The sequence below is a fragment of the Streptomyces graminofaciens genome, from assembly GCF_030294945.1.
GTDB classification, from domain to species: Bacteria; Actinomycetota; Actinomycetes; order Streptomycetales; family Streptomycetaceae; genus Streptomyces; species Streptomyces graminofaciens.
On sequence record NZ_AP018448.1, the window covers coordinates 340,210 to 352,033 of the forward strand.

9 protein-coding genes are annotated in these 11,824 nt (G+C 68.7%); 2 read left to right on the forward strand and 7 right to left on the reverse strand.

Going from position 1 to position 11,824, the window contains the following annotated elements:
* Positions 1 to 439: 439 nt before the first annotated feature.
* The 5 genes from SGFS_RS01690 to SGFS_RS01710 all read right to left on the reverse strand — a co-directional run bounded on the left by SGFS_RS01690 (position 440) and on the right by SGFS_RS01710 (position 6,340).
* Positions 440 to 1,036 (reverse strand): TetR/AcrR family transcriptional regulator, encoded by a 597-nt coding sequence (locus tag SGFS_RS01690; protein WP_286247029.1) that lies wholly within the window; start codon positions 1,034 to 1,036, stop codon positions 440 to 442.
* Positions 1,037 to 1,113: 77 nt separating this feature from the next.
* Positions 1,114 to 1,950 (reverse strand): ATP-binding cassette domain-containing protein, encoded by an 837-nt coding sequence (locus tag SGFS_RS01695; protein WP_286259730.1) that lies wholly within the window; start codon positions 1,948 to 1,950, stop codon positions 1,114 to 1,116.
* 56 nt (positions 1,951 to 2,006) lie between these two features.
* Complete coding sequence (locus SGFS_RS01700; protein ID WP_286247031.1) at positions 2,007 to 3,797, reverse strand: dipeptide/oligopeptide/nickel ABC transporter permease/ATP-binding protein; 1,791 nt, start codon at positions 3,795 to 3,797, stop codon at positions 2,007 to 2,009.
* Positions 3,794 to 4,735: an ABC transporter permease gene (locus tag SGFS_RS01705; protein ID WP_286247033.1), complete on the reverse strand. Its 942-nt coding sequence runs from the start codon at positions 4,733 to 4,735 to the stop codon at positions 3,794 to 3,796. The genes SGFS_RS01700 and SGFS_RS01705 overlap by 4 nt, the downstream gene beginning before the upstream one ends.
* Positions 4,736 to 4,783: 48 nt before the next feature.
* On the reverse strand, positions 4,784 to 6,340 hold the full coding sequence (locus tag SGFS_RS01710) for an ABC transporter substrate-binding protein (RefSeq protein ID WP_286247035.1): 1,557 nt from the start codon (positions 6,338 to 6,340) through the stop codon (positions 4,784 to 4,786).
* Between the two features lie 741 nt (positions 6,341 to 7,081).
* Between SGFS_RS01710 and SGFS_RS01715 the strand changes: the two genes are divergently transcribed.
* The gene (locus tag SGFS_RS01715; RefSeq protein ID WP_286247036.1) at positions 7,082 to 9,580 is read left to right on the forward strand and encodes a family 78 glycoside hydrolase catalytic domain; all 2,499 of its coding nucleotides are present in this window, start codon (positions 7,082 to 7,084) and stop codon (positions 9,578 to 9,580) included.
* A 212-nt stretch (positions 9,581 to 9,792) separates the two neighbouring features.
* Here the strand turns inward: SGFS_RS01715 and SGFS_RS01720 are convergent, their stop codons facing one another.
* On the reverse strand, positions 9,793 to 10,716 hold the full coding sequence (locus tag SGFS_RS01720) for an NADP-dependent oxidoreductase (protein WP_286247038.1): 924 nt from the start codon (positions 10,714 to 10,716) through the stop codon (positions 9,793 to 9,795).
* A 120-nt stretch (positions 10,717 to 10,836) separates the two neighbouring features.
* Between SGFS_RS01720 and SGFS_RS01725 the strand changes: the two genes are divergently transcribed.
* Positions 10,837 to 11,214 carry a MerR family transcriptional regulator gene (locus SGFS_RS01725; protein WP_286247039.1) on the forward strand — a complete coding sequence of 126 codons (378 nt, stop codon included), beginning with the start codon at positions 10,837 to 10,839 and terminating at the stop codon, positions 11,212 to 11,214.
* Between the two features lie 28 nt (positions 11,215 to 11,242).
* Here SGFS_RS01725 and SGFS_RS01730 read toward each other — a convergent pair whose 3' ends face one another.
* The gene (locus tag SGFS_RS01730; RefSeq protein WP_286247041.1) at positions 11,243 to 11,752 is read right to left on the reverse strand and encodes an IclR family transcriptional regulator domain-containing protein; all 510 of its coding nucleotides are present in this window, start codon (positions 11,750 to 11,752) and stop codon (positions 11,243 to 11,245) included.
* Positions 11,753 to 11,824 lie beyond the last annotated feature (72 nt).

Genomic DNA, 11,824 nt, shown 5'->3' on the forward strand with positions numbered 1-11,824 from the left:
TTCTGCCTCCCTCCACGCTTGGCACCGCCGCTGGGCTCTTAACTTCGTGGCATTGGTCCAGCATCTGGAGGTGACAATGGCCTTCCGGCTGCCCACTCCGCGTCCGTCATGTCCGACAGCTACCGGTGCACCCGGCCCGGATGATCGGCCGCATTGGCGTACACATGCGTGGGGCAATCACGCGATGGTGCAGCCGAGTTGAACTGGACGGGCTCGACCGCGTACAACAACGACACTAGGGCCTCCACACATTGCTCGGTCAGATTCGCATCCCCGAGCTACCGAGAGGTCCTTCATGCGCGCACAACGGGAAAATCGCCCCAGCGAGAAACCTGTTCGACCCGCACGTTCCATGATTGTTGAGATACGTCTTCTGAAGCCAGGCGCATTCCTCAAGGCTCGCCTGGCTTGTCCGGCGCGCGCTGCCGGTGGCGCGGGATCAGGGTCGGGCTGCTTCGCACAGCAGCCGCAGTTGGCGGGTGACCATCACCGGATCCACGGCCTCCGGGTTCACCAGCCACTGGTTCTCCGCTCCCTCGCCGACAGCCAGGACGAGTGCGGCGAAAACCTCGGGGTCCACGTCCGCACGCAGCTCGCCGACCTCGATGGAGCGCCGTACCGCATCCGCCAATACACCGCGCAGGGTCGCGTACCGCCTGGCCACCCACTCCCTGGCCGGGTGTTCCTCACCCGAGGCTTCCGCCGTGAGGATGTGCGCGAGCTGGACAAGCGCCCGGTCGCCGACCACCTGAGCGGTGAACGCGTCCAGGTTCTCCAGGATTTCCAGCAACGTCAGGCCGAGGTCAGGCTGCACGACGTGCAACTCGGCGTCCCGCTGCTCCAGCAGAGCCAGCAGGACGGCCTGCTTGTTCGGGTAGTAGTGGAGCAGTCCGGCCCTTGTCAGGCCTGCTGCCTCGGCGATGTCATTGAGGCTCCCGGCACGGAAACCGCGCGCGGAGAACACGTCCAGCGCCGCCTTCAGGATGCGCTCGCGCCCGGCGCCGGATCCGCCGCCGGAGCGGCCGTTTCTGTCCATGTCGCTCCATGATATGGGCCTGATCAATCACAGCTGTGCAGGGTTCCACGCCGGTCCGGGCTCCCCGGCCGTGCCGCTCACTGTCGGACTGGCTGCCGGGCCAGTCGGCGCTCACGTTGACGTACGGGATCGGCCACGGGTGCGGCCAACTGCAGGCGTTGGGTGTACGGGTGTTGTGGCCGATCGCACACCTGGTCGGCGTCTCCCTCCTCGACGATCTCGCCGTGCAGCAGCACCGCGACCCGATGGCTCATCCGGCGCACCACGGCCAGGTCGTGGCTGATGAAGAGGTAGGCGCACGCCGTGTCCTGCTGGATCTCGAGGAACAGGTCCAGCACCGTCGTCTGGGTGGACAGGTCGAGCGCGCTGGTGGGTTCGTCGCAGACGATCAGTCCGGGCCTGAGGGCCAGCGCCCGGGCGATGGCGATGCGCTGCCGCTGGCCGCCGGAGAACTCCCTCGCGAGCCGCTGCCCGGCGTCGGCGGGCAGCCCGACCCGGTCCAGCAGTCGGCGCACCCGGTCACGGCCCGTCTCCCGGCCCTGCCGGAGCAGGGGTTCGATCAGGATCTCCTCGATGGTCATGGACGGGTTGAGCGAGGAGTAGGGGTCCTGGAAGACGACCTGGACGTTCTGAGCGGTGCGGCGGCGCTCCTTCGTACTCAGCGTGGTCAACTCGACCCCGCCCAGCCTGATCGATCCGCCGGTCACCGGCGCGAGGCCCAGAACGGCCCTGCCAACCGTGGTCTTACCGGAGCCGGACTCGCCCACCAGACCGAGCGTCTCACCGGGCCGGATGTTCAGAGAGACGCCCTTCAGCACCTCAACGGGCCGGGACCGCCACCCCCGCCCCGGATAGGCGACCCGCAGATCCGAGACGCTCAGCAGCGCGTCGTCGTTCATGCCGGGTTCGTCCATCCGGCACGCGTTCACGCCGTGCTCGTTCACGCCGTGCTCGTTCACGCCGTGCTCGTTCATGCCGACCTCGTCCAGGGCTCGCGGACGACGGAGCCGTCCAGCATCGAATCGAGCAGCGTCCGCGTGTACGCCTCCCGCGGCGCGTGGAACAGGCTCTCGGTGTCGTTGGTCTCCACTACGGCTCCCTGTCTCATCACACTGACGCGGTCACAGATGTCGGCGACGACGCCGAAGTTGTGCGTCACCAGGAGGACTGCCATCCCACGTTCCTGCTGGAGGGCGCGTATCAGGTCGAGCACCTCGGCCTGCACGGTGACGTCCAGGGCGGTGGTGGGCTCGTCCGCGATGATCAGGTCCGGTTCGGCGGCGACGGCACCGGCGATCAGGACGCGCTGCGCCATACCGCCGGAGATCTGGTGGGGATAGGCGTCGAAGGTGCGTCGCGGGTCCTTGATGCCGACCCGGCCGAGCAGTTCCGTGAGTTCCCGGCGTGCCTGGGCCCTGCTGATGTCCTTGACGGCTCGCAGGCCGTGGCTGAGCTGCGCGCCGACGGTGAACGACGGGTCGAGGTTCGACATCGGCTCCTGCGGCACATAGCCGATGCGTTTGCCTCGCACCTCGCGCAGGACCTTGCCGTCGCGCAGGTCGAGGCCGTCGAAAGTGACGGCACCACCGAGGACGACCGCTTGGCGCGGCAGGATGCCGAGGACGGAGAAGGCCGTCTGCGATTTGCCCGAGCCCGACTCGCCGACGAGGCCGAGGACCTCGCCGCGCCGCAGCTCCAGGCTGACGCCGTGGACGACAGTCTTCAGCCGCGCGTCAGTGGTGGGATATCCGATAACCAGGTCACGCACGCTCAGCAGCACGTCCGTCGACACCGAGTCGGAGACGGCGGACCCCGAGGCAGCTGTCGACACCGAGTCGGAGGCGATGGACCTCACAGCGGCTTCGGACTCGATACTCCCGGCGGAGAGACGGTGGTCGGCACGCAGCCGCGCGACCGCTTTGGGGTGCAGCGGCCGGGCCTGGGTGTGCGCGGTCTGCAGGACGTCCCGCAGCGCGTTGCCGACGAGCACCAGGCACAGGGTGGTCGCGGTGATCAGGAGCGCGGGCCAGAGCACGTTGAGCCGAGCCACGTAGATGTTGTTGAACGCGTCTTGGAGCATTCCGCCCCAAGAGGGCGCCGTCGGGTCGCCGAGTCCCAGGAACTCCAGTCCGGCCTGGATGGCGATGCCCGCGCTCAGGACGAACGAGCTCTGCACGACGACCGGTGCCCGGACGGCGCGGAGCACGTGCCGGAAGATGATCCGTGCGTCGGTCAGGCCCGCCACCTTGGCGGCGTCCACGTACAGCTCCCGCCGTACGCCGAGCACCAGCGTGCGGACCAGCCGGTGGTAGGAGGGGGCGATCAGCACACCGAACACCGCCATCGAGGTCAGGGTCGACGGCCCGATCACCGAGTACAGCGCGATCAGCAGCACCAGGCCCGGAAGTGCCATGACCGTGTTGGACACCCAGGAGGCCACGGTGTCGAGACGGCCGCCGAAGTAGCCGGCGGCCAGGCCGGAGGTGACTCCGAGCACCAGCGCCACCAGCAACATGACCGAGGAGGCGGTCAGGGTTCCGAGCGTGGCGTGCATCAGCCGGGACAGGACGTCCCGTCCGGACTGGTCACCGCCGAGCAGGTAGCCGCTGGTCATGGGGGGAGCGTTGGTCAGCTCCAGCCGTGCCTCGTTCGGGTCGTGCGGAGCGAGGAAGGAGGAGCAGAGGCCGAACAGCACGATCAGCAGGAGTGCCACGGAACCGACCAGGCCCAGGGGATTGCGCAATAGTCGTTTGACCGTCATGACACGCGCGCCTTCGGATTGAGCCAGCCGACCAACAGGTCGACGGCGATGTTGACGATGAGGACGACGACGATGCTGAACAGCACCGATCCCATGACGGCCGGGATGTCGCCCTGAACCGCGGAATCGTTGGCGAGCAGCCCCATGCCCGGCAGGGCGAAAACCCGCTCGATGATCACGACGCCGCCCATCACGGCGACCGTCTGGAGCGAGAGGATCGTCAGGCCCGGTCCGGCCGCGTTGCGCAGCACATGGCGGAAGATCACGGCTCGCTCGCTGATGCCCCGGGACCGGAGCGTGCGGACGAAGTCCTGTTCCAGAACGTCGATGACGGCTCCGCGGAACTGCTGGGCGGCCCCGGCGACCGAACCGATCAGTACGGCCAGCACCGGCAGGGCCAGCGAACGGGCCCAGCCGACCGGATCGATGTCCGGCGAGACGTAGCCGGTGGCCGGGAAGGCCCGAAGGGCGATCGCGAAGGCGAAAACCAGCACGATCGCGACCACGAAGTTCGGGATCGCGGCCCCGACGACGCCTGCCACCTGAAGGAAGCGGTCCAGCCCGCCGCCGCGCACGGCGGCGGTGACCCCGACGAGCACGCTGAGGATCATGGTGAACAGCAGCGCGGGCACGATGACCGCCAGCGTCACGGGGACCCGGGTGGCCAGCATGTTCGTCACCGGCTCGCCGGTGAAGTAGCTGGCGCCCAGATCTCCCCGGACCAGCCCCCCGAGCCACGTGAGGTACTGGGCGGCTACAGGCTGGTCGAGACCTAGCTCCGTGACCTTGGCGGTGACTTGTGCCTGGGTGGCGCTCTGGCCCAGCACGCGCCGGGCGATCCCGGTGCCGTCACTGAAGACCAGCGCGTAGGTGACAGCTGTGACAACGACCGTGAGGACGATGCCCGACAGCAGCTGCCGCACCGCGAACCTCAGCATGGTTTCCCTTTCCTCGCTGTACTTCCTCGTTCTTCCGCCGGCCGCCTGTCAGGCGGCCGGCTTGAAGCTCCGCAGATACGGGACGACGCTGCCCAGGTACGGCCGCGCGGACGTCGTCTTGTCCGTCGCGTAGAAGTTGGTCGGCAGCACCCACGGGCAGAACCAGGCCTGCTCGACGAGGAACTCGTTGGCCGCCTGTGCGTTCTCGGCGGCCGCGGCGCCGTCGAGCACCTGGGCCTTGTCCAGCAGCCGCTGCAGCCGGGGGTCGGCCGTGTGGGTGACGTTCCAGACCGCCTCGGGCGCCACGGTCTGGACGAGGTCCCACAGCGGGGTGCGCGACTCCATGAAGGTGAAGAAGATCGGGTACTTGCCGCTGAACAGCGCGGGGAGGACCTGGTTGGCGGCTATCTTCGCCTGCTTGGCCTTGATGCCCAGCAGTCCCAGCTGCTGGGTGATCAGCGGCGTGGCGAACTCCAGGCCGGGGATGGCGGGGAGCTCGAAGCTGAAGCCGTCCGCGTAGCTGGCCTTCTTCATCAGCTTCTTGGCCTTCGCCACGTCGTACGCGTAGCGGTCGACCAGGCCGGCCAGATAGGCCGGGCTGCCGTTGTGGAAGATCTGGTTGGTGACCTTGCCCTGGCCCTGGAAGAGCGCCTTCAGGATCGCCTGGCGGTCGAAGACCATGTTGATGGCCCGGCGCACCTCGACGTGCTTCAGCGCGGGGATGACCTTGCCCTCCGGGTCGCCGAGGAAGAGCCCCGCCCAGTTCACTTCGTTCTTCAGCAGGGTCAGGCCGGACGACTGGACCTCGGTCGTGGTCTGCGAGCTGATCGGAGCGGCATTGATCTGACCGGACTTGAGGGCGTTGACCCGGGCGGTGATGTCGGTCATCTGCCGCATGACGATCTTGTCGTAGGCGTACGCGGCCTTGTTCCAGTAGTCCTCGTTGCGCACGAAGGTGTAGGTGGAGCCCGTGGTGGTGGCCGCCGCGTCCAGCTTGTACGGGCCGGAGCCGACGGGAGTGGTGTCGCGGTTCTTGGCGGTGTGCGACTTCGGGCTGGAGATGATGCCCGGGGCCAGGCAGAGAAACGTCGGCAGCAGCCCCTTCGGCTTCGGTGTGGTCAGCACCACCGTCGAGGCGTCCTTGACGGTGACGGTGACGTCGGCCAGACGGCCGGCGTCGGAACCCCCACCATTCTTCATGTGCTCAAGCGAAGCCTTGACCGCGGCTGCGTCGACCGCCGAGCCGTCGGTGAACCTCATCCCGGAGCGGATCACGAGGGTCAGTTCCGTCTTGTCGTCGTTGAACGTGTAGCTCTCGGCCGCGTTCGGGGAGACGGTGCCGTCGGGCTCGTATCTGAGCAGCGTGTCGAAGCATGCCTGCCAGGGCAGGACGAGGGAGAAGGCGCTCTGCTGCTTGGCCGGGTCGAATGAGCCGTAGGCCATGTCGAGCGCCAGGCTCAGCGTCTTCGATCCGGCGGTGCCGCCGGTACCGCTGCCGGCGGCGCCGGTCGCGCTGGTGCAGCCGACCGCCGATCCCGCCACGAGGGCCCCGAAGCCGAGTCCCAGCATGCCCTTGCCGAACGAGCGGCGATCCATGCCCACCATGAAATGCTCCTTTGCATTGGTAAACGTATAGAGGAAGGTTGACGAGGTCGGGTCGGACGGGTGCGGATCGAAACCGCCGACGGCGGCCCACCCGGCGGGTGCCGGGAGACACCCGAAGCGAAAGGCGGGACCGGCGGCAGGACAGGGCGGCGCTCCGGCCTACCGGCCGGACTCCACAGCAACCCGTGGAGGGTGCCGGTTCGGGTTCAGACTTCTTGGCGTTCGGACATGAGGGGTCCCCTGATGCGGCGAAACGCGATAGCGAAGCGTGGGCGACCCGGACGGGCGGACGTGCCGCTCGCGGACCTGTCGACCCCACCGACAGCTCGCGCTCAGCCGATCCTGCCGGTGCGAGATGTGGCCGTAACGTAGCTGCCCCAGCGGACACAGGCAAGCCCTCTGCCTGAAACGTTTTAACCTCTCAGACCGCAATGCGGCCACCGTTCAGGCACCGAATGGAGCGCGCCAAAGTAGGCGTTTTCCAGCCGCACGAGCCTGCAGCAGGCCCCCAAAAGCCGCGCCACGAGGGCAATCGTCGACACGTCGACGGGGTGGGGGTCTGGGCATACCTCCACCCCCTCCGTCAGGCCGACGGGCAGGTGTGAATCGATTCATAAGTCTGGACTCCGTTCGGCCTTCCTCCCTGCAAAGCCCTGCCACGTCCCCTACCAACTAGTTGGGAGGTGTGCTCTACTGTGCCTGCTTCACCTGTCCTGACGAGGCTGTCCTGAAAGGTGCGCCATGCACGCTGCCGTCCCGTCTCCCTCGCGCACCTCCCCCGTGGTCCTGCGGGACCCGTCCTGGCAGGGGCACTGGATCGGGCCGAAGGCGCAACAACCCGAACTGGCGGGCTTCGGCCACCCGGTCTCCCGCGCCCCGTTCGGCCGGTATCTGTTCCGCACGTCGTTCACCCTGACTGCGGTGCCGGACTCCATACCGGCCCGGATCACCGCCGACGCCCGCTACGTCGTCCACCTCAACGGAGCGGAGGCCGGGCGCGGCCCCGTACGTTCGCAGCCCCGGCGGCTGCACTACGACGATCTGGATCTGGCGCCGCTCGCACGGCAGGGCGAGAACACCCTGGTCGTCCTGGTCACCTACTACGGCCAGGCCAACTCCTTCTGGCAGCCGGCCGTCGCGAACGCGACCCTCGGCCGGGACGCGGTGCTCGTCCTCGAAGCGGATCTCGGTGACCGGCTGCTGGTGACGGACGACACCTGGCAGGTGCTGGACCCCGGCGCCTGGCACATCGCCGCCGCCGAAGGAATCGACGGCCTCCCCGTCGAATGCCTCGACGCGCGCATGCTTCCCCACGACTGGAAGACCGGAGCGCCCGATGCCGCTTGGCGCCCCGCGCACATCACCCCCGCCCTCCACATGGGCGCCCTGGCCCGAAGTCGGCCGCCCACCGACCCCTACGGGCCGCTCCTCCCCCGCCCGATCGGACCGCTCGGCGGTGCCCGGCTCACCCCGGCCATGGTCGCGGCGGCCCCGTCGGCCGAGACCGCGGCGGTCCATCCTCATCCGGTCGCCCGAGTCCGCGCCCACCTCGGCGATCCGTCGTGTCCGGCTCCCACCACGGCCGTGTTCCCGGTGGAACTGGCTCCCGGCCCGGGCAAAGACCAGCACCTGGTCGTCGACATGGGGCGGATCGTCTGCGGCTTCCTGACGGTTGACCTGGACGCGCCTCGGGGCACACGGGTCGACCTGATGTACCGGGAGTCACCGCACAGACCCGGTGTGCCGGAGCCGATGTCGTCCCCGAACACCGGTGCCCGATACACCGCCCGTGGCCACTCGGACCGTTTCGAGGCCCTGGAGGTCAATGGCTTCCGCTATCTGCACGCCCTGATCAGCGGCGACGGCCCGGTCCGCGTCAACGGGATCGAGGTGCGGGAACACCTCTACCCCCGCGCCGGGAACGCGTATTTCCGCAGCAGCGATCCCGAACTGGACGCCCTCTACACGGCCGGGGTACGCACCGTGGAGCTCAACTCCCACGACGCCTTCACCGACTGTCCGACCCGCGAGCAGCGCGCCTGGGTCGGGGATGGCGTGGTGCACCAGATGGTGCACCTGACCACCTCCACCGACTGGCGGCTCGCCCGCCGGTACGTGGAACTGGGCAACTCACCGCGCCCGGACGGCATCCTGCCGATGAGCGTGGTCGGCGAGATCGAGCAGAGCGGTGGTACGACCATCCCGGACTGGTCCCTGCACTGGCTGCACGGCGTCCACAACCTCTACCGCTACACCGCCGACCGCGACCTGCTGGCGGAACTCGCCCCCACCGCACGGCGGATTCTGGCCTGGTACCTGCCCCACTTCACCGGCGACGGCGTACTCAGCGACGTACCCGAGTGGAACCTGGTGGACTGGTCGAGCGTGTTCGCCACCGGCGCGAGTTCCGTCGTCACCGCCCTGTGGGCGCGGGGCCTGCGCGAATACGCCGACATCAGCGTCCTGCTCGGCAACCACGGCGACGCGGCCTGGGCGAACGGCCTGTGGGAGCGGGTCCGCGACGGCTTCGAGATGTTCTGGGACGAGCGGCGCGGAACCTACCTGGACCACATCGTGCAAGGCACACCTCAGCCCGCGACCTCCCAGGCGGCCGGCGCCGCCGCCATCGTCTCGGGTCTCGCTCCCACGCACCGCCACCAGCGGATCATCGACCGCGTCATGGACCCCGAGCGTCTGGTCACCCGGTCCTGGATCGGTGGCGACGGCGCCTACGACGACCGGAAGATCGGGGACGAACTGCGCGGTGTCCGGCGCGTCGACTGGGACGCCGAGGAAGAGGTCGTCCGGGCCCAGCCCTTCCTCAGCTACCTGGTCCACGACGCGGCGGCCGTCGCCGGAAGAACCGCCGAGCTGATCGGTGCGATGCGTGACTGGAGCGCCTTCCTCCGCGACGGCTACGACACCTTCGGTGAGTGCTGGGACTGGGGATCACCGGTCCACGGCTGGAGTTCGACCCCCACCCGCGACCTGGTCACCCACGTCCTCGGCGTCACCCCAGGCGAACCGGGCTTCGGCCGTGCCCGTGTCGCCCCCGCCTACGGCCTGCTGGAACGGGTCGAGGGCGCGGCGCCGACTCCGGCAGGCCTGCTGTCGGTCGCATTCGACGCCGCGGGCATCGAGGTGGACAGCCCGTTGCCGTACGTACTGGTGCTGCCCGACGGGCAGGAGCGGCGGCACGGCGCCGGGCACCTCCGGCTGGCCTTCACTGCAGATCGATGACGAGGTCATGGTCGAAGTCACCGGCGAGGTCTCAGTGTGAAACCTCAGGTCACCCTGTGTTGGTCGCTGCCTGCTGCGCACAAGTGTGAGAAAGGCGGTACGAGTCGGTTCCGGTCTCTGTGAGGTTACTGCCGACGGTCAGCCGGTCCAGGATTCCCGCACGGAAGAGACCGCGCTTACGAACCACCCCTTTCATCGCACCACCCCCATGGTCAGCCGATCTCAAGCACGATCTTGCCGCGGACCCGTCCGGTCTCGCTGAGGCGGAAGGCGTCGGCGGCCTCCGCCAAGGGCAGCACGCGGTCGATGTGGACGGTGAGGTCGCCGGCATCTGCGAGGCTCGCGAGGGCGGCGAGGTCCGAGGGATCGGGCTGCGTCCATACCTGGTGTCCGCCGCGCTGAGTCACCTCGGGGTCGACGATCGAGGCGACCCGGGAGGGGTCCTTCAGCAGTTCCTGGGAGACAACCACGGCGTCACCACCCACGCAGTCCACGGCGGCGTCCACACCCTCGGGAGCCAGCTCCCGCACGCGCTCGGCCAGGCCATCGCCGTAGACGACGGGTTCGGCGCCCAGGGAGCGCAGGAACTCGTGGTTGCGTTCGCTGGCCGTACCGATGACCCGGGCGCCCCTGGCCAAGGCGATCTGCACGGCCACGGAACCGACACCGCCAGCTGCCGCGTGCACCAGGACCGTCTCCTCCGACCGGGCACCCACCCGGGACAGCGACTGCAACGCGGTGAGCCCGACGAGCGGGAGGCCGGCCGCCTGCTGCCAGGTCAGCGACGCGGGCTTGCGCGCGATGGTGTGCACGGGCGCGGCGACGAACTCCGCGTAGGTGCCGTGCTGAACCTGCTCCGTCCGGACGTAGCCGAAAACCTCGTCACCGGCGGAGAACTCCGTGACGCCCGGGCCGACGGCCTCAATCACGCCCGCGACGTCGAAGCCCGGCACCAGCGGAAGGCTCACCTCCAGGATCGAGTCGAGGTGGCCTGCGACGACGTGCCGGTCGACCGGGTTGACCCCCGCGGCCTTCACCCGTATCAGCACCGATCCGGCACCGGGCTCCGGCTTGTCGATCTCCATCAGTTCCAGGGCCTCGGGGCCGCCGTAGCGCCGGGCGACAACCGCTCGCATACGCCTCTCACCATTTCTCTTGATCCATGACGCCCGGGGCTCGGGCACGACCGTTACGCTAGAACCTCACATTGGTGTCAGAGGCAAGACCCGTGTCGAGGGTCACAAGGTGGGGGCGACATGCGGATCGGCGAGCTGGCATCCCGTTCCGGCGTCAGCGTCCGCTCCCTGCGCTACTACGAGGAGCAGGGTCTGCTCACCAGCACCCGTAGTGCCAGCGGGCAGCGGCACTACACGGACATCGACGTGGAGCGGGTCGAATTCGTCCAACGGTTGTTCGCCGCCGGGCTGTCCAGCCGTACGATCACGGAACTGCTGCCGTGCGTCGACGCACCCAGTGAGAGCAACTCCGACGCCGCGCTGGAGCGCATGGAGCAGGAGCACGACCGGTTGACCCGGCACATCGCCGACCTCGTACGCACTCGGGACGCTCTCGACGCGCTGGTGAGCACTGCCCGAACCCATCGCGAGGCGCTGCGGGTGGCAGCGGTCGACTGACCTGCGGCGACGGACGAACCATCGGGTCTCACGCGCCCGCGCCGGGGCCGCCCAGTCGTCGTGGGGCCTCAGCCGCGACCTCTTCCTCGATCCGGCGCACCGCGTCCTGCAGGTCATCCAGGTGACGACGCGCCACTTCCTGTGCGGACATGACCGTCCTGCGCCAGGTCACGATGACGCACCCCAGCACCTCTCCGTGCACACGGATCGGAACGGCGATCGAGTTGCGGCCGTCGAAGTCGTACTCCGGTGCCCGCACGCTGTACCCACGTGACCGAGTGGTCGCCAGCAGACGGCGCAGCCATCCAGCGTCGTGGGCGTACTCGTTCCCGGGGGCGTCGTGCTCGCGGAGGCGGCGCAGGACCGCTTCCCGCTCCCGCTCGGGAGAGAAAACGATGTAGGCCCGGCCCCGAGGCCCCGAGCAGCATGTGCGAGCGGAAGCCGATGGGAGAGACGGGTACGACCTCGTCGAAGTAGGCCTTCGGGCTGTTCGTGTCGATCGTCTCCATGCTGATGCGCGCCACCCGGTCCAAGACACCTCCGCATCAGCGTGGCACGGCGGCCGGCCCGCCAGCCGAGACCAGGACCCTGGACAGTTCCTGAGCGATTC

What these genes read in the sequence shown, in the direction of transcription:
- SGFS_RS01690 (WP_286247029.1), bottom strand. Translation starts at nt 1,036, where the DNA reads ATGGACAGAAACGGCCGCTCCGGCGGCGGATCCGGCGCCGGGCGCGAG.
- SGFS_RS01695 (WP_286259730.1), bottom strand. Translation starts at nt 1,950, where the DNA reads ATGGACGAACCCGGCATGAACGACGACGCGCTGCTGAGCGTCTCGGAT.
- SGFS_RS01700 (WP_286247031.1), bottom strand. Translation starts at nt 3,797, where the DNA reads ATGACGGTCAAACGACTATTGCGCAATCCCCTGGGCCTGGTCGGTTCC.
- SGFS_RS01705 (WP_286247033.1), bottom strand. Translation starts at nt 4,735, where the DNA reads ATGCTGAGGTTCGCGGTGCGGCAGCTGCTGTCGGGCATCGTCCTCACG.
- SGFS_RS01710 (WP_286247035.1), bottom strand. Translation starts at nt 6,340, where the DNA reads ATGGTGGGCATGGATCGCCGCTCGTTCGGCAAGGGCATGCTGGGACTC.
- SGFS_RS01715 (WP_286247036.1), top strand. Translation starts at nt 7,082, where the DNA reads ATGCACGCTGCCGTCCCGTCTCCCTCGCGCACCTCCCCCGTGGTCCTG.
- SGFS_RS01720 (WP_286247038.1), bottom strand. Translation starts at nt 10,716, where the DNA reads ATGCGAGCGGTTGTCGCCCGGCGCTACGGCGGCCCCGAGGCCCTGGAA.
- SGFS_RS01725 (WP_286247039.1), top strand. Translation starts at nt 10,837, where the DNA reads ATGCGGATCGGCGAGCTGGCATCCCGTTCCGGCGTCAGCGTCCGCTCC.